21 protein-coding genes, 1 tRNA gene and 1 pseudogene are annotated in these 25,952 nt (G+C 57.0%); 13 read left to right on the top strand and 10 right to left on the bottom strand.

The features are described from left to right. Positions 1 to 47: 47 nt before the first annotated feature. From hrpB to infC, 7 genes are all read right to left on the bottom strand, one after another. Entirely contained in the window at positions 48 to 2,525 is a 2,478-nt protein-coding gene (hrpB, locus tag ACFPLB_RS07740) for an ATP-dependent helicase HrpB (RefSeq protein ID WP_378228788.1), read from the bottom strand. A gap of 39 nt (positions 2,526 to 2,564) precedes the next feature. After that, positions 2,565 to 4,982, bottom strand: a complete 2,418-nt coding sequence (gene pheT, locus ACFPLB_RS07735) for a phenylalanine--tRNA ligase subunit beta (protein ID WP_378228787.1) — start codon at positions 4,980 to 4,982, stop codon at positions 2,565 to 2,567. Positions 4,983 to 5,004: 22 nt separating this feature from the next. Next, positions 5,005 to 6,090: a phenylalanine--tRNA ligase subunit alpha gene (gene pheS / locus ACFPLB_RS07730; RefSeq protein WP_378228786.1), complete on the bottom strand. Its 1,086-nt coding sequence runs from the start codon at positions 6,088 to 6,090 to the stop codon at positions 5,005 to 5,007. Positions 6,091 to 6,092: 2 nt separating this feature from the next. Beyond that, positions 6,093 to 6,965 (bottom strand): BUD32 family EKC/KEOPS complex subunit, encoded by an 873-nt coding sequence (locus ACFPLB_RS07725; protein WP_378228785.1) that lies wholly within the window; start codon positions 6,963 to 6,965, stop codon positions 6,093 to 6,095. A gap of 84 nt (positions 6,966 to 7,049) precedes the next feature. Next, positions 7,050 to 7,448: a 50S ribosomal protein L20 gene (gene rplT / locus ACFPLB_RS07720; RefSeq protein ID WP_378228784.1), complete on the bottom strand. Its 399-nt coding sequence runs from the start codon at positions 7,446 to 7,448 to the stop codon at positions 7,050 to 7,052. A gap of 31 nt (positions 7,449 to 7,479) precedes the next feature. Then, positions 7,480 to 7,689: a 50S ribosomal protein L35 gene (rpmI, locus tag ACFPLB_RS07715; protein ID WP_378228783.1), complete on the bottom strand. Its 210-nt coding sequence runs from the start codon at positions 7,687 to 7,689 to the stop codon at positions 7,480 to 7,482. A 571-nt stretch (positions 7,690 to 8,260) separates the two neighbouring features. Further along, positions 8,261 to 8,797 carry a translation initiation factor IF-3 gene (gene infC / locus ACFPLB_RS07710; protein ID WP_378228869.1) on the bottom strand — a complete coding sequence of 179 codons (537 nt, stop codon included), beginning with the start codon at positions 8,795 to 8,797 and terminating at the stop codon, positions 8,261 to 8,263. 213 nt (positions 8,798 to 9,010) lie between these two features. Here infC and ACFPLB_RS07705 point away from each other — a divergent pair, with 213 nt between their 5' ends. From ACFPLB_RS07705 to ACFPLB_RS07695, 3 genes are read left to right on the top strand one after another with little or no spacing between them, the layout of a single operon-like run. Next, a complete protein-coding gene (locus ACFPLB_RS07705) occupies positions 9,011 to 9,784 on the top strand; it encodes an alpha/beta hydrolase (protein ID WP_378228782.1) in 774 nt (257 codons plus the stop codon). A gap of 12 nt (positions 9,785 to 9,796) precedes the next feature. Further along, complete coding sequence (locus tag ACFPLB_RS07700; RefSeq protein ID WP_378228781.1) at positions 9,797 to 10,942, top strand: benzoate/H(+) symporter BenE family transporter; 1,146 nt, start codon at positions 9,797 to 9,799, stop codon at positions 10,940 to 10,942. 8 nt (positions 10,943 to 10,950) lie between these two features. Further along, complete coding sequence (locus ACFPLB_RS07695; protein ID WP_378228780.1) at positions 10,951 to 11,718, top strand: M48 family metallopeptidase; 768 nt, start codon at positions 10,951 to 10,953, stop codon at positions 11,716 to 11,718. Positions 11,719 to 11,729: 11 nt separating this feature from the next. Here the strand turns inward: ACFPLB_RS07695 and gshB are convergent, their stop codons facing one another. Then, positions 11,730 to 12,671 (bottom strand): glutathione synthase, encoded by a 942-nt coding sequence (gene gshB, locus ACFPLB_RS07690; RefSeq protein ID WP_378228779.1) that lies wholly within the window; start codon positions 12,669 to 12,671, stop codon positions 11,730 to 11,732. Between the two features lie 246 nt (positions 12,672 to 12,917). Here gshB and ACFPLB_RS07685 point away from each other — a divergent pair, with 246 nt between their 5' ends. After that, complete coding sequence (locus tag ACFPLB_RS07685) at positions 12,918 to 13,565, top strand: S24 family peptidase (RefSeq protein WP_378228778.1); 648 nt, start codon at positions 12,918 to 12,920, stop codon at positions 13,563 to 13,565. Between the two features lie 107 nt (positions 13,566 to 13,672). Here the strand turns inward: ACFPLB_RS07685 and ACFPLB_RS07680 are convergent, their stop codons facing one another. Further along, on the bottom strand, positions 13,673 to 15,325 hold the full coding sequence (locus ACFPLB_RS07680) for a lysine--tRNA ligase (RefSeq protein WP_378228777.1): 1,653 nt from the start codon (positions 15,323 to 15,325) through the stop codon (positions 13,673 to 13,675). A gap of 342 nt (positions 15,326 to 15,667) precedes the next feature. Here ACFPLB_RS07680 and dnaK point away from each other — a divergent pair, with 342 nt between their 5' ends. The 9 genes from dnaK to ACFPLB_RS07635 all read left to right on the top strand — a co-directional run bounded on the left by dnaK (position 15,668) and on the right by ACFPLB_RS07635 (position 25,500). Beyond that, positions 15,668 to 17,581 carry a molecular chaperone DnaK gene (gene dnaK / locus ACFPLB_RS07675; RefSeq protein ID WP_378228776.1) on the top strand — a complete coding sequence of 638 codons (1,914 nt, stop codon included), beginning with the start codon at positions 15,668 to 15,670 and terminating at the stop codon, positions 17,579 to 17,581. Between the two features lie 213 nt (positions 17,582 to 17,794). Then, positions 17,795 to 18,928: a molecular chaperone DnaJ gene (gene dnaJ, locus ACFPLB_RS07670; RefSeq protein WP_378228775.1), complete on the top strand. Its 1,134-nt coding sequence runs from the start codon at positions 17,795 to 17,797 to the stop codon at positions 18,926 to 18,928. A 61-nt stretch (positions 18,929 to 18,989) separates the two neighbouring features. Continuing rightward, a complete protein-coding gene (locus ACFPLB_RS07665) occupies positions 18,990 to 19,400 on the top strand; it encodes a DUF6314 family protein (protein ID WP_378228774.1) in 411 nt (136 codons plus the stop codon). Positions 19,401 to 19,490: 90 nt separating this feature from the next. Then, positions 19,491 to 19,940: a universal stress protein gene (locus tag ACFPLB_RS07660; RefSeq protein ID WP_378228773.1), complete on the top strand. Its 450-nt coding sequence runs from the start codon at positions 19,491 to 19,493 to the stop codon at positions 19,938 to 19,940. Between the two features lie 43 nt (positions 19,941 to 19,983). After that, positions 19,984 to 20,424, top strand: coding sequence for a pyridoxamine 5'-phosphate oxidase family protein (locus ACFPLB_RS07655; RefSeq protein WP_378228772.1), 441 nt, complete (start codon positions 19,984 to 19,986; stop codon positions 20,422 to 20,424). Between the two features lie 76 nt (positions 20,425 to 20,500). Then, entirely contained in the window at positions 20,501 to 21,781 is a 1,281-nt protein-coding gene (locus ACFPLB_RS07650; protein WP_378228771.1) for an RsmB/NOP family class I SAM-dependent RNA methyltransferase, read from the top strand. Positions 21,782 to 21,859: 78 nt separating this feature from the next. Next, complete coding sequence (locus ACFPLB_RS07645; RefSeq protein WP_378228770.1) at positions 21,860 to 24,202, top strand: Tex family protein; 2,343 nt, start codon at positions 21,860 to 21,862, stop codon at positions 24,200 to 24,202. A 60-nt stretch (positions 24,203 to 24,262) separates the two neighbouring features. Continuing rightward, positions 24,263 to 25,252: a phosphogluconate dehydrogenase (NAD(+)-dependent, decarboxylating) gene (gnd, locus tag ACFPLB_RS07640; RefSeq protein ID WP_378228769.1), complete on the top strand. Its 990-nt coding sequence runs from the start codon at positions 24,263 to 24,265 to the stop codon at positions 25,250 to 25,252. A 172-nt stretch (positions 25,253 to 25,424) separates the two neighbouring features. After that, a tRNA-Phe gene (locus ACFPLB_RS07635) sits at positions 25,425 to 25,500 on the top strand. A 67-nt stretch (positions 25,501 to 25,567) separates the two neighbouring features. On the opposite strand, the pseudogene ACFPLB_RS07630 reads toward ACFPLB_RS07635, so the two are convergent. After that, positions 25,568 to 25,870, bottom strand: a pseudogene (locus ACFPLB_RS07630) (transposase); the annotation flags it as partial. Between the last annotated feature and the right edge of the window lie 82 nt (positions 25,871 to 25,952).

Genomic DNA, 25,952 nt, shown 5'->3' with positions numbered 1-25,952 from the left:
AAGCAAATTTCTGGCAAGCCCGTCATGAGCATCATGTTCCCCTTGGCCTATGTTCCCCTTGGTTTGGCGCGGCTGGTGGCCTGCGCCAGCAATGGATTTTCCGGCCAGTTATGTTTGGGATAGCGGCCGCGCATCTGCGCACGCACATCCGCCCATGAGCCTTGCCAGAAGCCCGGCAAATCGCGCGTTGTCTGGATTGGCCGATGTGCAGGCGATAAAAGCTCCAATGTCAGCTTCACGACCCCATCAGCAATGGCAGGATGAGTGCCAAGGCCAAATAATTCCTGTACACGGATCGCCAATACCGGCTCCTCGCCATCATAGCGGATCGGCACATGGCTGCCGGAAGGGGCTGCAAAATGAGTGGGCGCCAGCGCATTGATGCGCCGCTGCAAATCATATGGCACCAGCAAGCTCAAACCCGCCTTCAGATCACCCCCCGAGACGGAGGAAAGTGCTGCAGAACCGGTCAAGAACGGCAACAGCCACTCTTCCAGCCGGGAAAGCAGGGCGGCATCCGCCATATCCGGCCATGGTTCACCCAAACCTTGGCGCAACCATGCAAGCCGCTGGCGCAGCGCCATGGCCGGCCTGTCTTGCGGCTTGTCCCATGGCAAAATGCCCAGTCCATGCACCTTGACCGCCTCAAGCATGGCTATATTGGCCGCATCTCCTGAAGGGGCAGGCAGCATTTTTTCAGATAAAGCAATTGCCCCCAACCGGCTTTGCTCGCGCACCCGCACAGCTTTGCGCTCCAGATCAAACAGCGTCTTGTGACGGGTTTTGATGTTTTGGCTCAACAGAGTGCGAATATCATCTTCATGGACACTGGCTGCCGCCATAATGCGCGCATTTTGCGCCCTGCCCTGCACATCGGCAATCACTAGAAAACGCTCTCCCGCCAGCGCATCAGCCATATCAAGCATGGCGCCAGACCCATTGGCCAGCACAAAGCGCCCGCGCTCGCCTCGCGCCTTGGCGACACGATCAGGCCATGCGTATAACAGCAGGGCGCCGGGCGAAATGGAGGCTTTGCTGATTACCCCCTTGCCAGCACTTTGCGCCAGTCCCAGCGCCAATTGTCGTGCTGCATTGGCACGCGGTGTGCGCTCATCGGCAAAGCGCATCAAGCGCCGCTCCAGATCAATGCTGTCACCGCCCAATCCGCGCTCGGTTAAAAGCACAGCCAAAAGTGCTGCATCGCGCTCATGCCCGTTGCAAGCCGCTTGCGCCACCATATGGGCAAGCCGCACCGGTAAAGCGAGACGGCGCATGGCCTGCCCGGTATCGGTCTGGCGGCCATCGGCATCAATGGCCCCCAACACACGCAAAAGATTGCGGGCCTCGTTCAGCGCCGGACCCGGTGGAGTGTCCAGAAAGGTAAGGCTTGTCGGGTCAGCAATACCAAAGGCGGCACAATCCAACACAAGCCCGGACAAATCAGCAGCAAGAATTTCCGGGGGTGTGAAGGCAGGCAAAGCCGCCGTCTGTTCAGCCCGCCACAGACGAATTGCAACACCGGGCTGTGTGCGCCCCGCACGGCCTGCACGCTGGTCAGCCGAGGCACGCGACACGCGCACCGTTTCAAGTCGGGTCAGCCCGCTTGCCGGTTCATAGGCAGGCAAGCGCGCAAGCCCGCTGTCAATGACCACGCAAACCCCGTCAATGGTGATGGATGTTTCGGCAATGGCTGTTGCCAGCACAATTTTTCGCCTGCCCGGCGGCGAGGCCCGAATTGCGGCATCCTGAGCTTTTGCCTCCATCAGCCCATAAAGCGGCACAATATCCACGGCAGTTCCCACCCGGCCTTCCAGCCGCTCCATAACGCGCATAATTTCACGCTGACCGGGCAGGAAGGCCAGCACACTGCCTGTTTCTTGCGCCAAGGCATCACGAATGGCGGCGGCCATGGCATCCTCGACCGACACGCCAGAAGGACGCTCCCGATAATGGATCGTAACCGGAAAAGACCGGCCTTCACTTTCAAGAACAGGTGCATCACCTAAAAGTTTTGCCACCCCCGCCCCATCCAGCGTTGCCGACATGACCAGCAGGCGCAGATCAGGGCGCAGCCCCTCTTGCACATCAAGCGCCAGCGCCAACCCGAAATCCCCGTCCAGCGAGCGTTCGTGAAACTCGTCAAAGATCACCGCACTGATGCCCGGCAATTCAGGATCATCAAGGATCATGCGCGCCAGCACGCCTTCAGTGACAACAAGGATGCGGGTGTGTTGCGACACCTGCTTTTCCATGCGCATGGCATAGCCGACCGTACCGCCCAGCTTTTCATCCAGCAAAGAAGCCATGCGCCGCGCCGCGGCACGCGCCGCCAGCCGACGCGGCTCCAGAAGCAGGATCGTGCCATCTTTTCGCCAGCCGGCTTCCAAAAGCGCCAGCGGCACAAGCGTTGTCTTGCCAGCACCCGGCGGAGCAACCAGAACAGCCTTGTTGCCCTGTTCAAGCACCTGGCCAAGATCGCCCAAAATGGCGGTGACAGGAAGATGCGGCAGCAATGCTGTGCTCATCGGCCCCGTCGCCTTTCCCTGGCCTCCCGCAAAGACAGATCAGCCGCGCAACACACCGCCCGTCTGCTTCTTCACATTTTCGGTGATGCGGCTGGCCAATCCTTCAAAATCCTCATCGGTCAGCGTTTTTTCAATTGGCTGGATGGTGACTTCAATGGCGATGGATTTCTTGCCTTCGCCAAGGGCAGCCCCTTCAAACACATCAAAGACGCCGACATCGGCAAGCAGCTTTTTATCCGCGCCAAGGGCGGCTCTCACCAGCGCACCTGCCGCCACCGTCTTGTCGACCACAAAAGCAAAGTCACGCTTGACCGCCTGAAAAGCCGAAAGCTCCAGCTTCGGCTTGGTGCGGGTTGGCTTTGCCTTGGCTTCAGGAATAGCATCCACAAACACCTCAAAACCGGCCAATGGCCCACTGGCATCAAGAGCTTCCAGCGTCTTTGGATGAAACTCGCCAAAATGACCAAGCACCACTTTGGGGCCAAGCTTGATGACGCCCGAGCGACCCGGATGATACCAGTCAGGCGCCGCCGCCTCGATCTGCAAACGATCCACCGGCGCACCACAGGCTTCCAGAACGGCAATGGCATCCGCCTTGGCGTCATAGACGCTGACACTGGCCGCGTTGCCGCTCCAGTGGCGGCCCGACCCCGCAAGCGTTGCCGTGCCACGGCGGACGCCACCGGCCACACGGCGCTGCCTGTCAGGCGTATCCCCCTCATAGGTGCCCGAAACCTCAAACAGGGCGACATCACCCATGCCACGATCTGCATTGCGCTGGGCAGCGGCAATCAGGCCGGGCAACAGCGAGGGGCGCATATCCGACATGTCGGCAGCAATCGGATTGGACAGTTTCAATGCGTCTTGCCCGCCGCCAAACAGTTCAGCGTGTTTTGCCGGAATGAATGACCATGTAACCGCTTCCAGCATACCGCGCACCGCCAGCGCCCGGCGGGCAAATCGGCTGCGGATCTGCAAGGTTGTCAAAATCTTGCCATTGACGGCATCATGGCTGGACAGCGGCTTAGAAGTGATCTCGTCAACGCCATGAATGCGCATCACCTCTTCAACCAGATCGGCCTTGCCGTCAATATCGGGCCGCCATGAGGGCACCTCGACATCCACCACATCGCCACTGCCCTGCGGCTTGAAACCAAGGCGGGCAAGAATCGACAGGCTCTCTTGCCCAGCCACATCAAGGCCGGTCAGGCGTTTGACTTCCGAAAGCGGGAAGGAGACCACTTTGGGTGCATGGCCAGCATAGCCGACCACCTGCGCCTCGCCTGGCTCGCCCCCGCACAGTTCCATCACCATGCGGGTGGCCAGTTCCAGCCCCGGCACCATGAATTCAGGATCGACACCGCGCTCAAAACGATAGCGCGCATCGGTGATGATGCCCAGTGTGCGGCCGGTGCGGGCAATGTTGAGCGCATCCCACAGCGCCGATTCAATCAGCACATCTCGGGTATTTTCATCACAGCCGGACAGTTCACCGCCCATGACACCGGCAATCGATTCCACGCCCTTGTCATCGGCAATGACACACATATCGCTGGTCAGTTCATAGTCGCGCCCGTCCAGCGCCAGCACCGTCTCGCCCGCTTTGGCCCGACGCACCACAAGATTGCCGGAAACCTTTGCCGCATCAAACACATGCAATGGCCGCCCCTGATCGAAAGTGACATAGTTGGTAATATCGACCAGCGCATTGATGGGGCGCAGACCAATGGCAATCAGCCGCTGCTGCATCCATTTCGGCGAAGGGCCGTTTTTAACCCCGCGCACAAGGCGCAGCGCAAAACCGGGGCAAAGCTCAGGCGCTTCGATCGTCAGCCTGATCGAAGCATCCCCCTCGCCCACAACCGGTTCAATCGGCTCGATCGGGGCGGTTTTCAGCGTCCCAAGGCCGGAAGCGGCAAGATCACGGGCAATGCCGTATACACCCGTGGCATCGGGACGATTGGGGGTCAGGCCGATTTCGATGACCGGATCATCCAGCCCGGCCCAACTGGCAAAAGAAGTGCCAACCGGTGCGTCAGATGGCAGATCGATAATGCCGTCATGCTCGTCAGAAAGCTGCAATTCGCGCTCCGAGCACATCATGCCATGGCTTTCAACGCCTCTGATCTTGCCGACCGAAAGCGTCACATCAATGCCGGGCACATAGGCGCCGGGGGCAGCAAATGCCCCAACCAGACCAGCCCGCGCATTGGGCGCGCCACACACCACCTGAATGGGGGCAGAACCCGATCCAGTATCGACGGACAAGACACGCAGCCGGTCAGCATCCGGATGCTGTTCAGCGCTCAGCACCTTGGCAATGACAAAGGGTTTGAGTGAAGACTTGTCATCGACAGATTCGACTTCAAGCCCGATGGCGGTCAGGCGTTCGACGATTTCGTCCAGCGAAGCCTCGGTCTCAAGATGCTCTTTCAGCCAGGAGAGGGTGAATTTCATATGTCTGTTCCTTCCTGCCTGCTCAGTTGCTCAATCCGCCGAACAGGGTCGGCATGTCGAGCGGGCGGAAACCATAATGTTGCAGCCAGCGCACATCCGCATCGAAAAAGGCGCGCAGGTCCGGCATTCCGTATTTCAGCATGGCGATGCGGTCGATGCCCATGCCCCAGGCAAAGCCCTGATATTCATCAGGATCAAGCCCCCCCGCGCGCATGACATTGGGGTGAACCATGCCGCAGCCAAGGATTTCCAACCAGTCATTGCCTTGGCCAAAACGCACTTCACCGGGACGTGAGCGGTCGCACTGAATGTCCACTTCCAATGACGGTTCAGTGAAAGGAAAGAAGCTGGGACGAAAGCGCATCTTGACTGAAGGCACCTCAAAGAAAGCCTTGCAGAACTCTTCCAGCACCCATTTCATATTGGCCACATTAGCTGTCTTGTCGATCACCAGCCCCTCGACCTGATGGAACATCGGCGAATGGGTGGCGTCCGAATCCTGCCGGTAGGTCTTGCCCGGAATAACGATGCGGATTGGCGGCTTTTGCTGCTCCATGGTGCGAATCTGCACCGGAGAGGTGTGGGTGCGCAAAACCTTGCGCTCGCCCTTCTCATCCGGCGAAAAGAAGAATGTGTCATGCATTTCACGTGCCGGGTGCCCTTCAGGGAAATTCAGCGCGGTGAAATTATAATAGTCAGTCTCGATATCCGGCCCTTCGGCAATGGCAAAGCCGAGATCACCAAAGATTGCGGCAATCTCGTCAATCACCTGACTGATGGGGTGGATGCGGCCACGCTCGGCCGGTGAACTGCGTACGGGCAAGGTCACATCGACCTTTTCAGCCGCAAGCCGCGCAGAAACAGCCACATCACGCAAGTCAGCGCGGCGGCTAGCAAGCGCTTCGGTGATACGGGTTTTCAGCCCGTTAATAACCGGTCCCTTCACCTGCCGCTCATCAGGGGTCATGCCCCCCAGCGTTTTTAAAAGTTCAGAAATCGAACCTTTCTTGCCCAGCGCCGAAACACGGACCGCTTCCAGTGCCGCTTCATCATCGGCACCGGCAATTGTTTCCAATAGCGCTCGTTCGAGTTGGTCAATATCCGTCATGATTATCCTCTTGGCCGCTCATGGCCGGTGGCATGAAGCGAAGACGCAGATGCGGGGATAGCATCAAGCGCTGTTTTTAAAAAAGAAGTGGCCTGCACCGCATAAAGCCCATCCTTGCCCAGCATTTTTTGCGGCAGCAAGCGCAAGGGCAACAATGCGTGGTGAAAAAACCTGACCAGACGCGCCAGATGCGCCATCACACAGGCAGGAGCAATGGCACGATAGGCGGCAAAAGCCTGAACAGGCGTCTCAGGCGAGATGGCGCGGGTGCAAATTTGCAAGAACAACAACCACAGATCACGCGCCTGCGCCATGGCAAGCGGCATCACCGCTTCCGGCTCTTCCTCAAAATCCAGAAACCCGACATGGCTGTCTTGCACAAACATATCGCGTGGATGCGGCCTGCCATGGCAAAGCCCGGCATGATGAGCCTGTCCCAACCCTTGCGCAAGCCTGACCAGCAATTTGTCATGTTCAGCCGGACTGATGCTGCGCAAGGCGTCAAGGCGCTTTTGCGCCACCTCACCGGCATCGGAAAAAATTAAAACCGCACCCTCGCCAAACAAGACCTGCACCACCGGCAGACCAGCAGCAGCAAACAGATTTATTTTGCGCTTTTCGCGCTCAGCGCCAAGCACACCAGGAGCAGGATGCGAAGACTTCAGAAAAACCGGCAAGAGTGGTGAAAACACACTGTGCAGCACTTTGCCCAAAGGCCGACGCTCCACATCATAGCGCTTGATCCAGACAGGTTTTTTCTCAAGATACTCTTGCGAAATACGCAGACGCGCATTCATCGCCAGCAGACGCAATTGTGCATCCACCCCTTCGGCAGCGCGCATGTCCCTGCTGCTATCTGTTACATCCTTGCTCATATTGTTCCATAAGAAAACCCGCGCCAGCCTGCCAGCGCGGGTTTCCCAAATTGTCAGTATAAAAAACTTCGGGAAAACGCTGGCTTAAACGACAGCGCTTTCAAAAGCGTTGGGCGTGGTATCCTTCAGATATTCCAGCGCCGCCTTCGACTTTGCCACCAATACAGCAAAAGCCTGCGGCTCATGAATGGCCATGTCGGACAAAACCTTGCGGTCAATCTCGATGCCAGCCTTGTTGAGGCCGTCAATGAAACGGCCATAGGTCAGGCCGTGCTCGCGCGTGGCGGCGTTGATGCGCTGGATCCACAGAGCGCGGAAATTGCGCTTGCGGGCCTTGCGGTCGCGATAAGCATATTGCAGCGACTTCTCAACCGCCTGTTTGGCGATGCGAATGGTGTTCTTGCGACGGCCATAAAAGCCCTTGGCGGCTTTCAGAACCTTCTTGTGCCTGGCATGGCCAGCAGGGCCTCTTTTCACACGCATGTCATGATCTCCTTAAATCGTTCCAACCGGCTCAGATGCCGCCGCCATTTGGCAGAAAATTCTTGATGACAACCCTGGCATCAGGCTCTGCAAGAACCATGGTGCCGCGAGCATCGCGAATGAACTTGTTGGAACGCTTGATCATGCCATGGCGCTTGCCGGCAGCAGCGGCCATGACCTTGCCAGTGCCGGTGATCTTGAACCGCTTCTTGGCGGAGGATTTGGTCTTCATCTTGGGCATTTTGCTTGATCTCCTTCATCGGGCGCATACGCCCTTTATTTTGTTCCAGACCGACCAAAGTCTGGAAAGCAATTAAAACCGCCACGGCATGCCCTGCCGGGCGGTTTTTTTATCAACGGCGGGTCTATACGGCAAAGCAGGCCAAAGCGCAACAGTTAAAGCCTGTCTCCCGAGACTTAAGAACCAGTTTCGGGATAAAGACATGCGTAAAAATAAAGGCTTAAAGCGGGTCGCGTGAATCTGAAAGATTGCGACACGCTTTAGAGGACACACCTCAAGCCTTCTTATGGTACGGTGACCAGAACCGGCAAAATGCTGACCGCCGGGCTGTTGTTTTGACACATGACCTTGTCCGAAAAACCTGCAACTTTTCTAAGATCATGAGCCAGGCTCTTGCTTTGACGCATGACCTTGTCCGAAAAACCTGCAACTTTTTGGGATCATGAGCCAGGCTCTTGCTTTGACGCATGATCTTGTCCGAAAAACCTGCAACTTTTTGGGATCATGAGCCAGGCTCTTGCTTTGACGCATGATCTTATCCAAAAAGTCTGCAACTTTTTGGGATCATGCGTTAACGCGGGGCCAGCACCATCATCATCTGGCGACCTTCCAGCTTGGGCTCGGCCTCCACCTTGGCAATTTCCGCGGTTTCCTCGCGCACCCGGTTGAGAAGCTGCATGCCAAGCTCCATATGGGCCATTTCACGACCGCGAAAACGCAGCGTGACCTTGACCTTGTCACCATCTTCAAAAAAGCGGCGAGCGGCGCGCATCTTGACCTCATAATCATGGTCATCGATGTTGGGGCGCATCTTGACTTCCTTGATCTCGACGACCTTCTGGTTCTTGCGCGCTTCGGCTGCCTTTTTCTGGGTGGCGTATTTCAGCTTGCCCAGATCGAGAATCTTGGCGACTGGCGGATTGGCGTTGGGAGAAATTTCAACAAGGTCCAGCCCCGCCTCTTCTGCAATCTGAAGGGCTTCTTCCGTATCAATCTCGCCATGATTATTGCCATCAGCGTCGATAAGCTGGACGCGGGGAACCTTGATGTCCCGATTTGCGCGCGGCCCTTCCTTGGTGGGCGCTGCTGCTCTGAAAGGTCTGCGAATGGTCGTATTCTCCTCAAATAATTGATATAGCGAAACCACAGGCGCTCATGTGGGAAGCGCCCGTGCGATGTCAATAACACAGCGATCAAAGAAAATCACCACAATCCATTGACGCAGCCTGCCACAATTCGACAAATTGCAGCAAAGCCTCCCGGCAGCCAGGCACACCTCGGCCAAGCATACCCCGGCACATTATTTGAACAGGAGCATATCATGATCGCATCGCAAGTCGAATATCTGGATGTCGACGGCATACAGATTGCGGTCCGCCGTCAGGAAGGCGATGCGCCCGGCGTGATGTGGCTGGGTGGTTACAAATCCGACATGCTGGGCAGCAAGGCCGAAGCGCTGGCCCAGTGGTCAGCCAGTCAGGGCCGCGCCTTTGTGCGCCATGACTATTCCGGCCATGGGGAATCAGGCGGAAAATTTGAAGACGGCACAATTTCAAAATGGCTGCGTGAAAGTCTGGCCGTCTTTGCCCGCCATACACGCGGGAACCAAATTCTGGTCGGCTCTTCCATGGGCGGGTGGGTGGCGCTGCGCATGGTGCAGGAATTGCTCAAGGCCGGTGAAAGCCGGGTCAAGGGGGTCGTGCTGATTGCGCCTGCCCCCGACTTTACCGCTGAACTGGTAGAGCCTGCACTCACGCAGCAACAACATGAGGAACTGGCCGCTCAAGGGTATTTTCAAATCCCTTCCGACTATGTGAATGAGCCTTATATCTATACGCGCGCCCTGATTGAGGACGGGCGCGACAATCTGGTCATGACCGGCCTCCTCGACACCCATTGCCCTGTTCATATTCTGCAGGGAATGCAGGATGAATCCGTGCCCCACACCCATGCCCTCAAGCTGGTCAGCCTGCTGCCTGCCGATGATGTCACCTTGTCCATGATCCCGGATGGTGACCACCGCCTGTCACGCCAGCAAGATCTTGACCTGCTGATTGCAACATTGAGCGGCATGACCGCACAAGCCAGCCAGTAAAGTCTGCGGCAAATGCGTCTTTCCATTCCTGTATCGGCTTTTGTCGCCGCCATTGTCGGCTTTGGCGGAACGCTAGCCATCGTCATTGCAGCCGCCACCGCAGTGGGTGCAACCCAGTTGCAAACGGCAAGCTGGGTGACAGCCCTGTGCCTGGCTATCGCCATTGAGAGCGCCTGGCTTTCATGGCGCACCAGAATGCCGGTCATTGCCGCCTGGTCAACACCGGGTGTGGCGCTGATTGCCGCCTCCAGCGGTTTTTCCATGGGCGAGGCCGTCGGCGCTTTTCTCATCACTGGCTTCTTGCTGACACTGACCGCCCTGTTTCGTCCCCTGACCGTGCTGATCTCGCGCATTCCTGCCTCCATCGCCTCGGGAATGCTGGCTGGCATTGTTGTCATTTTCGCCATGGAGGCCGCCAGAACAATTCCGCTCGACCCATGGCTGATCGTGCCCCTGATTGCTGCCTTCTTCGTGCTGCGGCTGATCAATCCGGCCATCTCGGTGCTTGCAGTGCTGATCGGCGGCGGCGCTGCCGCCATGCTGACCGGGCGTGTGGGCGCGCTTCCTGCTCCCGAACTGTCAACGCTGAGCCTGATCTGGCCTGAATTTTCAATCGGGGCCGCCATTGGCCTTGCGCTGCCGCTTTATCTGGTCACCATGGCCTCGCAAAACCTGTCGGGACTGGCGGTGCTGCGCGCTTCGGGCTATGAGCCGGACCCTGCGCCACTGATTGGCGTTACCGGATTTTTCTCGCTGCTAAGTGCCCCATTGGGCGCTTCAACCACCAATCTTGCAGCCATTTCAGCGGCCATCTGCACCGGGCCTGACGTTCATCCAGACCCTTCCGAACGCTGGAAAACCGGCCCTTTTTATGCGCTGGCCTATCTTGTCCTTGCCAGTTTTGGCGCCTCACTTGTGGCGATCTTTGCCGTATTGCCGCAAAGCCTGATTGTGCTGGCTGCCGGACTGGCGCTGCTTGGACCGCTGACCAATGCGCTTTCCATCGCCTTGCAAAAGGATGAAGACCGCATGGCAGCCACCGTCACCTTTGCCGTCACCGCCTCGGGCCTTGTCTTGCTTGGCATTGGCTCTGCCTTCTGGGGGCTGGTGGCGGGAATGATTGTGCTTGGCCTCGACAGGCTGGCGAATCGTCTATGATGGCAGCCATGTCCATCAGTTTTTTTCGTAATCTCGGCAAAACAGCAAAGCCTGCACCGCAAGCCACCCAATTGCGTGAACATGAGGTTGCAGGACGCACCCTGCCGCTGCGCATTGTCGAAAACAAGCGCGCACGCCGCTTGACCTTGCGCATCGACACAGGCGGGCAAGGCTTGCGCATCACCATACCGCCGGGTCTTCGCAGCGGTGAAATCGACCGATTTCTGACCCGTCACCAAGGCTGGCTGGAAGAAAAAATTGCAAAACTGCCAGACCAGCCAAAGCTGCGCCCCGGTATCAAACTGCCGTTGCGCGGCCTGCCACACACGATCATTCATGAGCCGGGAAAACGCGGCACCGTCACGATCGGCAAGGACGAGCATGGTCCCGTCATCATTGTTTATGGCGAGCTTGCCCATCTGCCCCGGCGGGTTGCCGATTTCCTCAAGCGTGAAGCCCGCAAAGAAATCGGCCCGCTGGTTGAAAAACACACAAAAACCATTGGCCGCAAGGCAAAGGCAATCCGCTTCAAGGATACATCAAGCCGCTGGGGGTCGTGCACATCTGAGGGCACACTTTCTTTTTCCTGGCGCATCATGATGGCCCCGCGCCCGGTCATCGACTATCTTGTGGCCCATGAGGTGGCACATCTGCGCGAAATGAACCATGGTCCGAAATTCTGGGAATTATGCGGGCAATTATGCCCCGACACCGAGCGCTGCAAGGCATGGCTGAAGCGCAATGGATCAGCGCTTCAGGCCATTTCCTTCGAGTAAAGCCCTCAGGATCAGGCGCGTTTTGCCTCGACGCTGTCCCAGAACAGGGCGGCAATATCAGCCCCGCCAAAGCGCTGCACCTCCCGAATGCCGGTTGGCGAGGTGACATTGATCTCGGTCATATAATCACCGATCACATCAATGCCGACCAGAATAAAGCCGCGCTCACGCAGCGAAGGGCCGATTGCTTCACAGATTTCATGCTCACGCGCTGTTAATTCGGTCTTTTCGGCCCGACCACCGACATGCATGTTGGAGCGCGATTCATTTTCAGCCGGCACCCGGTTGATGGCCCCCACCGGCTTGCCATCAATCAAAATGATGCGCTTGTCGCCCTTGCGCACATCTTTCAGATAGCGCTGGACGATAAAAGGCTCACGAAACATCTGCAAAAACATTTCCAGCAGCGATGACAAGTTCTGGTCATCATCGCGCAGATGAAAAATGCCCGCACCGCCATTGCCATAAAGCGGCTTGATGATGACATCGCCATGGGCGCGGCGGAAAGCCGCCACTTCCTGCGGATCTCTGGTAATCAGCGTTTCAGGCATCAAACCGGCAAATTCCATGACAAAAATTTTTTCGGGGCTGTTGCGCACCCAGGCCGGGTCATTGACCACCAGGGTTTTGGGGTGAATACGCTCCAGCATATGGGTGGTGGTGATATAATTCATGTCAAAGGGCGGGTCCTGGCGCAGCAGGATGACATCCATTTCCGACAGATCGGTGCGCACCTCCTCGCCCAGATCATAATGATTGCCCTTTTCGTCACGCACCGTCATATCTTCAAGGCGGGCAAACACTTTTCCATCCAGCATGGAAAGCCGGTCGGGCGTATAATGATAAAGCCGGTGGCCGCGCCTTTGTGCTTCCAGCGACAGCGCAAAACTGGTGTCACCGGCAATCGACACGGTGGAGATATGGTCCATCTGGACGGCGATCTTGAGCGACATGAGGCAGGTCTCCAAAACAGGAGGCCGAGATATAGGCAAATTGCCCCTTCCTGCCAATGCGTGCTGCCACAAGAAATGCCGCCCAAAATACCGCCTGCGCATTTCTTGTCGTGCTGGAACCGCACGTAACGCTCCAATTGTTCATTTTAGCCGCATTTGCGCCGCGTCAGATATTTCCATCTGGCTGCAAAATGCTCTAGAGGTATTTTTTCCTGTCTGACTGCATTTGTGGGAGACTTCAAACACATGCTCTCGCATGACCGTATATGGGCAGCCATAGACGCGCTGGCTGCGCGCCATTGCCTTTCCGCCTCCGGCCTTGCCCGGCGCGCCGGTCTTGATTCAACCGCCTTCAACAAATCCAAGCGCCTGTCTTCTGATGGGCGGCCGCGCTGGCCCTCGACCGAATCACTAGCCAAGATCATTGAAGCAACCGGATCATCGCTTGATGAATTTATGGCGCTGATTGGCGGCGAAACCAACCCTCCCCGTACAAAACCAGAAAACCGCACTGCCGTGCCGCTGGTCGGCTTTGCACAAGCCGGCGCCGGTGGTTTTTTTGATGATGCCGGCTTTCCTGCCGGCCATGGCTGGGAGTTGATTGAACTGCCCGGCCCGGCTGGGACTCATGCCTATGCGCTGAAGGTGCAAGGCGATTCCATGCTGCCGCTTTATCGCGATGGCGATGTGCTGGTCGTGGAACCGGGCGCTACAATCCGCAAGGGCGACCGGGTGGTGGTCAAAACCACCTCCGGCGAGGTCATGGCCAAGATACTCGAGCGCCAGACAGCCGAAATGATCACACTGCTCTCACTCAATCCTGAACATGAGGATCACGAAATTCCGGTTCAGGACATGGAGTGGATGGCGCGCATTATCTGGGCCAGCCAATAGAGCATTTCTTGTTTTTACGAAAAACGGATGAAATGCTCTAAGCTCATGTTTTAGCTGCATTTATGCGACGCCAGATGATTCCATCTGGCTGCAAAATGCTTTAGAAGCTACTGTGTCAGTTCGCCTTCAAGCGCTTTTTTAATCAGCGCGCGCGTTTCAGCAATGCCGTAAAGGGCGGCAAAAGAGCCAAAGCGCGGCCCCCGCTCCTGCCCAAGCAAGACCTGATAGAGCATCTGGAAAAAGGCAACCGAAACACCGGGACCACCTTCCGGGCTTTTTTTCGTATGATCCTGATAGCGCTCGATCGCGCGCGCCACATTAAGTGCCGCATTCTGAATAACACCGCCATCGGCAGTTTCGGGCAATTCGGCCAGACCTTGCGCCAGTTGCGCCAGCGCCTCGCGCTCCACGTCGTCTGCTGCGCGATAGACTTTTGAAGGCTTTACGAAATCGTCGAAATAGCGGATCGCATAGCCCGTCAACCGGTCAAGCTCGGGATGGGTTTCAGGTGTTACACCCGACGCATAGCGCGAGATGAACCCCCATAAAACATCCTTGTTCTGGGCGTTGGACACACTGACCAGATTAAGCAGCAGCGCAAAGGGCACCGGCAGGTCAATAGCAGGCGGATTGCCATCATGAATATGCCAGACCGGATTGCCAAGACGGTTTTTCCAGTCCTGCTTCGGATAGGCAGACAGGAACTGGTAATATTCATCGACAGCGCGTGGAATAACGTCGAAATAGAGTTTTTTGGCCACACGCGGCTTCTGGAACATATAAAGCGCCAGGCTTTCGGTCGGTGCATAGGTCAGCCATTCATCAATGGTCAGGCCATTGCCCTTCGACTTGGAAATTTTCTGGCCGGTCTCATCGAGGAACAGTTCATAGACAAAATGTTCCGGCGCCCGGCCACCCAGAATTTCGCAGATGCGGTCATAGATCGGCGCATTGGTCTGGTGATCCTTGCCAAACATCTCAAAATCGACATTGAGCGCTGCCCAGCGCATGCCAAAATCCGGCTTCCATTGCAGCTTTACCGCCCCGCCAGTTACCGGCAGCGTGGTCTCTTCGCCATCTTCATCATCAAAGGTGATGGTGCCTGCTTTGGCATCGACATGCTTCATCGGCACATAAAGCACCCGGCCAGACTTTGGTGAAATCGGCAGGAAGGGGCTGTAGGTCGCCTGCCGCTCCTCACCCAATGTGGGCAGCATCACTTTCATGATGTCATCAAAACATTCGGCGGCGCGCAAAAGTGTCGCGTCAAAACGGCCCTGCCGGTAATAATCGGTGGCGCTGGCAAATTCATAGTCAAAGCCGAACGTGTCGAGGAAGCGGCGCAGCATTGCATTGTTGTGATCACCAAAACTGGCATAATCGCCGCCGAACGGATTGGGCACCGATGTCAGCGGCTTGTGCAGATGCGGCTCAAGAAAAGCGCGATCAGGCACATTGTCGGGGATCTTGCGCATCCCGTCCATATCGTCGGAAAACACCAGAAGCCGCGTCTTGACCTTATCCTGCGTCAAAATGCGAAAGGCATGGCGCACCATGGTGGTGCGGGCCACTTCCCCGAAAGTGCCGATATGGGGCAGACCCGAAGGGCCATAGCCGGTCTCGAACAAAACAGTTTGCGGCAGCCCGGTTTTTGCATAGCGGGCAACGATTTTTTTCGCTTCCTCAAACGGCCAGGCTGTGTTTTCGCCTGCAGCAGCGAGAAGTTCCGGGTTGAGGTCGAGACTATCGTTTGCGGCCATGTTGCTGGTCCTGTTGGTAAAGTCGGCATCAAAGCCGACCCTTGATCTTGTTGGCAAGTCGGCATCAAAGCCAACCTGCCCTGCTCTATGCGGGCGTGACGCACAGGTCAAATTTTTCCGTAAAAACAGCCGTTTTTATGCAAGTTTGCGCCACACCCACAAAGACTTTCGCCCTTGCGCATCGCAACGCTTGCACCATGTGAAGCCTGTTCTTATATACGCCGCAGATCCGGACGGGCAGTTCATCACTGACTGTGCGGTCGGAAATTCTTGTGTACAGGGGCTTTCACCGGAACGCCTGACAGGGTCCTTGAAAGCCTGCTTGAAGGAGAGACGAAACAAATGGCTAAAGTAATCGGCATCGACCTTGGAACCACCAATTCCTGCGTCGCCGTCATGGACGGCAAGGATGCAAAGGTAATTGAAAACGCAGAAGGCGCGCGCACCACGCCTTCCATCGTCGCCTTTGCGGCGGACGATGAACGTCTGGTCGGCCAGCCCGCCAAGCGCCAGGCCGTCACCAATCCTGAAAACACTGTTTTTGCAGTCAAGCGCCTGATCGGCCGCCGCTATGACGATCCGGTCACCGAAAAAGACAAGAAGCTCGTCCCTTACAAGATCGTCAAGGGCGACAATGGCGATGCCTGGGTTGAAGCTGATGGCAAGAAGCAGTCGCCGTCGCAGATTTCGGCCATGATCCTGCAAAAGATGAAGGAAACGGCTGAAGCCTATCTGGGCGAGAGTGTCGAACAGGCTGTGATTACCGTTCCGGCCTATTTCAACGACGCCCAGCGTCAGGCCACCAAGGATGCCGGCCGGATTGCCGGTCTGGAAGTGCTGCGCATCATCAATGAGCCGACCGCGGCTGCCCTTGCCTATGGCCTCGACAAGCGCGACGGCAAGACCATTGCCGTTTATGACCTTGGCGGTGGCACCTTCGATATTTCCGTTCTGGAAATCGGCGATGGTGTGTTTGAGGTCAAATCCACCAATGGCGACACCTTCCTTGGCGGTGAAGATTTTGACATGCGGCTGGTCGAATATTTGGCCGACGAGTTCAAGAAGGAACAGGGCATTGACCTGCGCAATGACAAGCTGGCCCTTCAGCGCCTGAAGGAAGCGGCTGAAAAGGCCAAGATCGAGCTGTCGTCCACCACGCAGACCGAGATCAACCTGCCCTTCATCACCGCTGATGCAAGCGGCCCCAAGCACCTGACCCTGAAGCTGACCCGCGCCAAGTTCGAGCAACTGGTCGACGATTTCGTCCAGCGCACCATCGAGCCCTGCAAGGCGGCGCTCAAGGATGCGGGCTTGAAGGCTGCCGAGATCGACGAGGTGGTTCTGGTCGGCGGCATGACCCGCATGCCCAAGATTCAGGAAGTGGTGAAGCAGTTCTTCGGCAAGGAACCGCATAAGGGTGTCAACCCTGATGAGGTTGTCGCCATGGGTGCGGCCATTCAGGCCGGTGTGCTTCAGGGCGATGTCAAGGACGTGCTGCTGCTTGATGTGACCCCGCTGTCGCTGGGCATTGAAACGCTGGGGGGTGTGTTTACCCGCCTCATCGAGCGCAACACCACCATTCCCACCAAGAAGAGCCAGACCTTTTCGACCGCTGAAGACAACCAGAACGCCGTGACCATCCGGGTATCTCAAGGTGAGCGCGAAATGGCGGCCGACAACAAGATGCTGGGCCAGTTCGATCTGGTCGGCATTCCGCCAGCTCCACGCGGTGTACCGCAGATCGAGGTTACCTTCGACATCGACGCCAACGGCATTGTCAATGTCTCGGCCAAGGACAAGGGCACCGGCAAGGAGCACCAGATCCGCATTCAGGCCTCTGGCGGCCTGTCTGATGCTGACATCGAAAAGATGGTCAAGGACGCGGAAGCCAATGCCGAAGCCGACAAGCAGCGCAAGGCGCTGGTTGAAGCCCGCAATCAGGCCGAATCGCTTGCCCACTCCAGCGAAAAATCGCTGAAGGAGTATGGCGACAAGGTATCTGAGGCTGACCGCACCGCTATTTCCGAGGCCATTGCCGCCCTTAAAACAGCGGCCGAAGGCGAGGATGTGGCTGACATCGAGGCCAAGACCCAGACCCTGACCGAAGTGGCCATGAAGCTTGGTCAGGCCATGTATGAGGCCTCGCAGCAGGAAGCGGCTGAGGCGGATGCGCAGGCAGACGCCGCCAGAGATGGCGATGTCGTTGACGCCGATTTTGAAGAAATCGACGAGGACGACGACAAGAAGTCGGCCTGATATTTGGCAAAAACAGGAAAAGCCCGGTCCTGACCGGGCTTTTCTGCAATTTTAAGCCCCCAAATGCGCCCTGCCCTTTAGCGATTTTGGCATGAGGCTCTGGCATGGGACTTGAACAATACCTAAATCAAAGACCACTGTTCGGACAGACCAGCGAAATGGCCGTGCGGGCCGATTTGGAGCCATCGGGCACAGAGGCAGGGCAGACTTTCCATGAAGGTTGATTTCTACGAAACACTGGGCGTAAGCCGCAGTGCGGATGAAAAGGAACTCAAGAGCGCATTTCGCAAGCTCGCCATGCAGTTCCACCCCGACCGCAATCCGGGCGACGATGCCTGCGAAAGCCGGTTCAAGGAAATCAACGAGGCTTATGAATGCCTCAAGGACCCGCAAAAGCGGGCCGCCTATGACCGTTTTGGCCATGCAGCCTTTGAAAATGGCGGCATGAATAATGGGGCAGGCCACGGTTTTTCCGCCGGTGGCTTTTCCGATATTTTTGAAGATATTTTTGGCGACATGATGGGCGGCGGACGTCGCCGCTCTTCAGGCGGGCGCGAACGCGGCGCAGATTTGCGCTACAATATGGAAATTTCGCTGGAAGAGGCTTTTGCCGGGAAAACCGCGCAAATTCATGTCCCGGCCTCAATATCCTGTGACGAATGTTCCGGTTCGGGCGCCAGGCCCGGCACCCAGCCTGTCACCTGCACCATGTGCGCCGGTCACGGCAAGGTGCGGGCCTCGCAAGGGTTTTTTTCCATCGAGCGCGCCTGTCCGCAATGTCAGGGACGCGGCCAGACGATCAACGACCCTTGCGGCAAATGTGCAGGCCAGGGCCGGGTCACTGAAGAGCGCGCACTTTCGGTCAATATCCCCGCTGGTATTGATGACGGCACCCGCATCAGGCTGACAGGCGAAGGCGAGGCTGGCCTGCGTGGTGGCCCTTCCGGCGATCTTTATATCTTCCTTTCGGTCAAGCCGCATGAATTTTTCCAGCGCGACGGGGCCGACCTTTATTGCAAGGTGCCTATCTCCATGACCACGGCAGCGCTTGGCGGCTCCTTCGAGGTCACCACGCTGGATGGCACCCAAAGCCGTGTGAAAGTGCCGGAAGGCACGCAAAATGGCCGCCAGTTCCGCCTCAAGGGCAAGGGCATGCCAGTGCTGCGCCAACCGCAAACGGGCGATCTTTATATTCAGACAGCCGTGGAAACCCCGCAAAGCCTGACCAAGCGCCAGCGCGAATTGCTGGAGGAATTCGAGCAGATTTCCTCACAGGAAAACTCACCGCAATCAAACGGGTTTTTCAGCCGCATGAAGGTTTTTTTCGATTCCTTTGCCGAAAAATAAGGGCTTTCCTGTTCCCAACTGGATGCACAAAAGTCACTCGCCCGTAAACATATCCCCGTCCGTGAACCCGCCATTGCCAGCTTCGTGCTTCATCGGGCTTTGGAAAGTACAGCGGCGGCTGATCGACCATCTGAACCGGACAAGCCTCCAGTTTAACGGGCAAGCGCATATTGAAACCGGTTCGATTATCGAAACCGGCAATCTCTGCGGCAAGCAGGGTTTACTGGAGGCAAAGCGGGTTTATCTGCTGGCCATGGATGACACAGGCGTTGATATACGCTTTTTTGATGGCCGCGATTTTATACGACTTGGGCTTCTGGCCGACCAGCGGGTGATCCATCAGTGCAGCGATGATCTTTATGATGGCCGTTTCATGTTTCGCAATCCTGATTTCTGGGCGGAAATCTGGCGGGTGTCGGGTCCACGCAAGCGCTATGTCAGCCTCACCCGCTATGAGCGAATTTTGGCTTAAAGCCTGTCTCCCGCGACAAGTTGCTGCTTGTCTGTAGCTGCCCATCATGGTTCGCTGGTTCCGCACTCAAAACTTCAGAACAGGCGGGCAATGTATAAGCATATTCTGGTGCCCAGCGACGGTTCAGCAGCGGCAATGGCCGGTGTGGACCATGCTCTGGAACTGGCGAAAAAACATGCCAGCAAGGTGACCGCAATCACGGTGACCCAGCCAATGGGTGGCCAATTTGCCTTCGCCTCTGATTTATGGTCACCAGACGAGGCCGAGATCAAAGCCTTCGATGAGGAACAGGCCCAAAACGCCCGGCAGATTCTGGACCCGATCCGCAGCAAGGCTCAAGCGCTCGGCATCCCGATTGAAACCATTCATATTCCATGGCGGCTGGCCGCTGCGGCACTGTGCGAGGCTGCTACTGAACAGGAGTGCAGCCTCATCGTCATGTCTTCACATGGCCGCACCGGCATGAACCGGGTTTTGCTGGGCAGCCAGACGGCGGAAGTGGTTTCGAGAGCAAAAATTCCGGTGCTGGTGGTGCGCTGATGTCATTGCGGTTACACTGCCGACAGTTTGACAGGGAAAACGCATGATTATCACGGAAATGACGCGGCCTGAATGTCTGGAACTGCTTGGCTCACAAAGGGTTGGGTCCCTCGCCTGCTGCCGGGAGGGGCAGCCCTATGTGGTGCCGATCACCTTTGTGCTTGATGGCGACTATCTCTACAGTTTTTCGCTCACCGGTCAGAAAATTGACTGGATGCGGGCCAACCCGCTTATATGCCTGCAAGCTGACGTGGCCGGTGAAAACGGCCTGTGGCGCAGCGTTGTAGTGAATGGCCGTTTTGAGGAACTGCCTGATCGTATCGGCTGGAAGCGGGCGCGTGACCGGGCCTGGTCACTCTTGAGCCAACACGCCAACTGGTGGGAACCCGGCGGGTTGAAACCGGCAGCAGAAGGGCGTACCCCTCATGTTTTTTATCGCATCATCATTGAAGAAATGACCGGTCGGCGTAATGTAAACGATTGATCCACCCCACGTTTTTCAATGCAGACTGCATATGGTTCCGTCCAGGGCGGCCATCAACCATGAACAGGATCCTATAATGCGGATGGGCGGTAGGCTGGCCGCAGCCATGGAAGTGCTGGCAGATATTGAAACGCGGCAAAGACCGGCTGCCGAAGCGCTGCGCGACTGGGGTCGCACCCACCGCTTTGCCGGTGGCAGCGACCGGGCCGCCATAGGCAACATCGTCTATGACGCCTTGCGCCACAAACGCTCATCTGGCTGGCTGTTTGCCTCAGATACGCCCAGAGCGCTTGCCTTTGGCGCATTGTTGCTGGAATGGGGCAAGACGCCTGAAACCATCAATGCCCTGCTTGATGGTGATAAATTCGCCCCCCCGCTGCTTTCTGAAAGTGAATTGCAAACCCTGCATGAGCGCCTTGCGGCCAACATGCCAAACGAAGCACGCGCCAACTGCCCTGACTGGTGTATCCCGCTTTTGCAATCGAGCTATGGCAAGGACTGGGCAGAAGAAGGCGCTGCCCTTGCCAGCCGCCCACCACTTGATTTGCGCACCAATCTGCTGAAAGGCAAGCGTGACACCCTGCTGACAGAGCTTTTGGCCACACAAGCTGCCAAAACTGAAATTGCGCCGCATGGTATTCGCATACCGCCGATTGAAGGCAGTGGCCGCCATCCCAATGTGCAGACAGGCAAGGCTTTTGCCACAGGCCGTTTTGAAGTTCAGGATGAAGGCTCACAGATTGTCGCCGAGCTTACCGTGGTTCGTCCCGGCATGCAGGTTCTGGACTATTGTGCCGGTGCTGGCGGCAAGTCGCTGACCTTGTCAGCCATGATGGATAATCAGGGTCAGATTTTTGCCCATGATGCCCTGCCGGCCCGCCTTGCTCCAATAGCCGAGCGCATAAAACGTGCCGGGAGCCGCAATATACAAATCGCAGCCGGAGCCAGCGGCCTTGGCCCGCTGGAAAATCGCATGGACCTTGTGCTGGTTGATGCGCCCTGTACCGGGTCAGGCACCTGGCGGCGACGCCCCGACACCAAATGGCGTCTCACCCGCCAGCAACTTGATGCCCGCCTTGCCGATCAGGCTGGCATTCTCGATATTGCCGCCAATTACGTAAAATCCGGTGGACTGCTTGCCTATGTCACCTGCTCTATTTTCCCGGATGAAAATGAAAACCAGATAAAAGCCTTTCTTGCTCGTACGCCCGATTTCCACCCAGAAGATCATGCAGCATTATGGAGCCAGCATTTTCCCGGCCATGAAAATCGTGTACGCATCGGCACAGGTATTTCACTTTCCCCGGCGCGCAGCGGAACCGACGGGTTTTATTTTTGCGCGCTACGCCGCAATTAAGGTCAGCCACCGAAATCAGCGCATGCTTTGGCGGAGCATGTTTTATAGTTACAGCAAATTGATGATTCCAGGACAGGCATGAACACCGACATCAAGCATATTGCAGCGATTATTTCCGCCGAGATCAACGCACGGCCAGATCAGGCTGCCGCCGCAATCACCCTGCTGGACGGGGGAGCCACCGTGCCCTTCATCGCCCGCTACCGCAAGGAAGCCACCGGCGGGCTGGATGACACGCAACTGCGCACGCTGTCTGAGCGGCTTTCCTATTTGCGTGACATGGATGCGCGCCGCAACACCATCACATCCTCCATCCGTGAACAGGGCAAGCTGACACCGGAACTGGAAGAAAAAATCATTGCTGCCGCCACCAAGGCAGAACTGGAAGATATTTACCTGCCCTATAAGCCCAAACGGCGCACCAAGGCGGAAATTGCCCGTGAGCGTGGCCTTGGGGGCCTGGCTGAAGCCATCCTTGCCAACCGCTCTCTTGTGCCTGCCGATCTGGCTTTGGCCTACATCAATGATGAGGTGGCGGATGTCAAAGCCGCCCTTGAGGGGGCGCGCGACATTATTGCCGAGAATTTTTCAGAAAACGCCGATCTTGTTGGCCGCTTGCGCAACCATATGCATGAACACGCTGTGCTGCGTGCACGCGTGGTGGATGGCAAGCAGGAAGAAGGGGCAAAATTTTCCGACTATTTTGACCATTTCGAGCGCTGGTCAGCTGTGCCCAGCCACCGGGCGCTGGCCATGCTGCGCGGGCGCAATGAAGAGGTGCTTGCCCTCGACATTGAGGTTGATGCCGACGATCCTTCTCCCATGCCCCCTGCGGTGCGTATGATTTGTAACGCCTATGCAATCGCTCACACCCTGCCCGGCAATTTATGGCTGGCGGAAGTCGCTCACTGGACATGGCGGGTGAAATTGTCGCTGCATCTTTCGCTCGACCTCATGCGTGATCTGCGTGAGCGCGCCGAAGACGCCGCCATCCATGTCTTTGGCCGCAATTTGAAAGACCTTTTGCTGGCCGCTCCCGCCGGTTCGCGCCCCACCATGGGGCTTGACCCGGGTATCCGCACCGGCGTCAAGGTTGCCGTGATTGACGGCACCGGAAAACTTCTGGCCACCAGCACGGTCTATCCGTTCCAGCCACGCAATGATCTGCGCGGTGCACAAGCTGAATTATCAGCGCTGATCCGCCAGCATCGGGTAGAGCTGATTGCCATCGGCAATGGCACAGCCAGCCGCGAAACGGAACGGATGGTGGCGGACCTGCTTGCCGACATATCAGTTTCAGGGCCCTCTTCAGGCTCTGCCCCCAAACCTACCAAGGTGATTGTCTCTGAAGCTGGCGCTTCCGTCTATTCGGCCTCTCCAGCCGCCGCCGCTGAATTTCCTGATCTGGATGTATCGCTGCGCGGGGCTGTCTCCATTGCCCGCCGCCTGCAAGATCCACTGGCGGAACTGGTCAAGATCGAGCCTAAATCCATTGGTGTCGGCCAATATCAGCATGATGTGGACCAGTTCCGGCTGGCCAGAGCGCTCGATGCCGTGGTTGAAGATGCAGTGAACGCCGTTGGTGTTGATCTCAACACCGCATCCGCCCCGCTTCTGGCGCGGGTATCGGGCCTTGGCGCCTCACTGGCGCAAGCCATTGTGCTGCACCGCGATCTCAACGGACCTTTTTCTACGCGCAAGGAGCTGCTCAAGGTCGCACGCCTTGGCCCCCGCGCTTTTGAGCAATGCGCCGGTTTTTTGCGCATTGCCGACGGGGCAGAACCGCTCGACGCCTCTGCCGTTCACCCTGAAGCCTATTCAGTCGCCAAAAAAATCGTTGCCGCCTGTGGCCGTGATGTACGCGCCTTGATGAATGACAGCGCCGCATTGAAGGCGCTTGACGCACGCCTGTTCACCGATGAACGCTTTGGCCTGCCCACCGTGCGTGATATTATTGCCGAACTTGAAAAGCCGGGCCGCGACCCGCGCCCGAGCTTTCGCACGGCAAGTTTTGCTGACGGCGTTGACGACATCAAGGACCTTAAGCCCGGCATGATACTGGAAGGCACTGTGACCAATGTCGCCGCCTTTGGCGCCTTTGTCGATATTGGCGTGCATCAGGATGGGCTGGTGCATGTCTCGCAACTGGCCGACCGTTTTATAAAAGACCCCCACGAGGTGGTGAAGGCCGGTGATGTGGTCAAGGTGCGCGTGGTCGAGATTGACGTGAAGCGCAAGCGCATCGGCCTTTCCATGAGCAAGGATGGGGGCACCACGCAGCCGGAACGGCGTCAGCCTGAAAATACTGGCCAGCGCGCTGCACGTAACTTCAAAAAGCCAGCGCCAAACAAACCCGTGCAAGAGGCTTCCTCGCAAGGTGCGCTGGGTGCAGCCCTTACTGAAGCACTGCGGCGAAAATAGGCAAGAACCTGAATCTGTCCGGCACGACTTTGCCGGCAGCATCACGAAAGGACAGTGACCATGCAAATCGCAATGATGGGCCTTGGCCGGATGGGTGGCAATATGGTGCGCAGGCTGATGCGCGCCGGTCATGAATGTGTCGTCTACGATATTGACCCCAAAAATATTGCTGCGCTTGTAAGCGAAGGCGCAACCGGCGCTTCCTCCATGCAAGAACTGGTCGAAAAACTGAACAAGCCCCGTCACATCTGGCTGATGCTGCCTGCCGCCATAACCGGAGGAGTGGTCAAACAACTTGCCGCGCTGATGGAGCCTGGCGACACCATCATTGATGGCGGTAACTCCAACTATCGCGATGCGGTCGATCTGGGCGCAGAGCTTTCAGCCAAAGGCATCAATTTTGTTGATGTTGGCACCAGCGGCGGCGTGCATGGACTGGAGCGCGGCTATTGCCTGATGATCGGCGGACCGGATCAATCTGTCCGTGAGCTGGACCCGGTTTTTGCAGCTCTTGCCCCCGGTGGCGATGAAAATGCTTCCGGCACTGTCCAGCGCGGTTATCTGCATTGCGGCCCAAGCGGAGCTGGCCATTACGTCAAAATGGTCCATAACGGCATCGAATACGGCATGATGGCGGCCTATGCGGAAGGTTTCAACATTTTGAAAGCCGCCAATTCCGGCAAGCAGGAGCGCGAAGCGGACGCTGAAACCACCCCGCTTGCCGAACCGCACTATTACCAGTTTGATATGGATGTCGCACAGGTCGCACAAGTATGGCGGCACGGCTCGGTCATCACCTCCTGGCTGCTTGACCTGACCGCTGACGCCCTTGCCGATGATCCATCGCTGTCGCAATTCGGTGGCCGTGTCTCGGATTCGGGCGAAGGCCGCTGGACAGTGAAAGCAGCCATCGACACCGGTGTGCCGGCGCCCGTTCTGTCTTCGGCACTTTACAGTCGCTTTTCCTCGCAAGGCCACTCCACCTATGGCGACAAGCTGCTTTCAGCCATGCGACTGGCTTTTGGCGGCCATTTTGAGAAAAAGGATTGAAATTTTTATTCTGAAACAGGTTCTTGCGTTTGGCGAAACAGACTTTGACATAAAAGCGTAGAGAATTCGTTCAAGGCGGCTGGACAGCGGAAAATCCCGTGCTATAACCCAGCCGTTCTCAGGGTGTTTCAAGCACCTGCCGGGGTCGGGGAAACCGGCTTCTTCGAGACAGGCCCAGGTAGCTCAGTTGGTAGAGCATGCGACTGAAAATCGCAGTGTCGGCGGTTCAATTCCGTCCCTGGGCACCATCAATGTTTTCATTAATTAATAATTTCAATTGCTTAGCAGGACTAATGCACTAGGGTCGAGACTCAATCATGACCACCATATGCAGATAGCGGCCAAGTAGCATGTTGCTGCGAAGTTGACTGCAAGCTTGTCATATCTTGTGGCAATGCGTCTCCAGTCCTTGAGGCGGCAGAATGTGCGCTCGATGATGTTTCTGCGCTTGTATGCCTGGGCATCGAAGGGCTGGATATTCTTTCGGGTTGGATTGTTGGGGATCACCGGCTCGGTGCCTCGCGCGATAAGGAAGGAGCGCAGGGCATTGCTGTCATAAGCGGTATCTGCAGCGCATAGGCGACTGGGTGGCAGGGATGAGAGCAAGGGCATGGCAACAGGCGCGTCCCCCGGTAATCCCCCCTGAAATTAAGGGTCTTCATTAGTAGAATTTTCTCGGCAAGATGTCTGAGGAGAATTT

The sequence above is a fragment of the Aquamicrobium segne genome (assembly GCF_042656785.1).
In the GTDB taxonomy this organism is placed as follows: Bacteria; Pseudomonadota; Alphaproteobacteria; order Rhizobiales; family Rhizobiaceae; genus Mesorhizobium; species Mesorhizobium segne.
Note: the sequence above shows the minus strand (reverse complement) of the source record. Positions and strands in the feature narration are given on the sequence as shown.

Coding starts and splice junctions, on each gene's coding strand:
- dnaJ (WP_378228775.1), top strand. CDS start 17,795: ATGAAGGTTGATTTCTACGAAACACTGGGCGTAAGCCGCAGTGCGGAT.
- ACFPLB_RS07650 (WP_378228771.1), top strand. CDS start 20,501: ATGCGGATGGGCGGTAGGCTGGCCGCAGCCATGGAAGTGCTGGCAGAT.
- rpmI (WP_378228783.1), bottom strand. CDS start 7,689: ATGCCCAAGATGAAGACCAAATCCTCCGCCAAGAAGCGGTTCAAGATC.
- hrpB (WP_378228788.1), bottom strand. CDS start 2,525: ATGAGCACAGCATTGCTGCCGCATCTTCCTGTCACCGCCATTTTGGGC.
- ACFPLB_RS07705 (WP_378228782.1), top strand. CDS start 9,011: ATGATCGCATCGCAAGTCGAATATCTGGATGTCGACGGCATACAGATT.
- ACFPLB_RS07695 (WP_378228780.1), top strand. CDS start 10,951: ATGTCCATCAGTTTTTTTCGTAATCTCGGCAAAACAGCAAAGCCTGCA.
- ACFPLB_RS07700 (WP_378228781.1), top strand. CDS start 9,797: ATGCGTCTTTCCATTCCTGTATCGGCTTTTGTCGCCGCCATTGTCGGC.
- ACFPLB_RS07655 (WP_378228772.1), top strand. CDS start 19,984: ATGATTATCACGGAAATGACGCGGCCTGAATGTCTGGAACTGCTTGGC.
- ACFPLB_RS07685 (WP_378228778.1), top strand. CDS start 12,918: ATGCTCTCGCATGACCGTATATGGGCAGCCATAGACGCGCTGGCTGCG.
- ACFPLB_RS07680 (WP_378228777.1), bottom strand. CDS start 15,325: ATGGCCGCAAACGATAGTCTCGACCTCAACCCGGAACTTCTCGCTGCT.
- pheT (WP_378228787.1), bottom strand. CDS start 4,982: ATGAAATTCACCCTCTCCTGGCTGAAAGAGCATCTTGAGACCGAGGCT.
- ACFPLB_RS07660 (WP_378228773.1), top strand. CDS start 19,491: ATGTATAAGCATATTCTGGTGCCCAGCGACGGTTCAGCAGCGGCAATG.
- dnaK (WP_378228776.1), top strand. CDS start 15,668: ATGGCTAAAGTAATCGGCATCGACCTTGGAACCACCAATTCCTGCGTC.
- ACFPLB_RS07725 (WP_378228785.1), bottom strand. CDS start 6,965: ATGAGCAAGGATGTAACAGATAGCAGCAGGGACATGCGCGCTGCCGAA.
- pheS (WP_378228786.1), bottom strand. CDS start 6,090: ATGACGGATATTGACCAACTCGAACGAGCGCTATTGGAAACAATTGCC.
- gshB (WP_378228779.1), bottom strand. CDS start 12,671: ATGTCGCTCAAGATCGCCGTCCAGATGGACCATATCTCCACCGTGTCG.
- ACFPLB_RS07645 (WP_378228770.1), top strand. CDS start 21,860: ATGAACACCGACATCAAGCATATTGCAGCGATTATTTCCGCCGAGATC.
- rplT (WP_378228784.1), bottom strand. CDS start 7,448: ATGCGTGTGAAAAGAGGCCCTGCTGGCCATGCCAGGCACAAGAAGGTT.
- gnd (WP_378228769.1), top strand. CDS start 24,263: ATGCAAATCGCAATGATGGGCCTTGGCCGGATGGGTGGCAATATGGTG.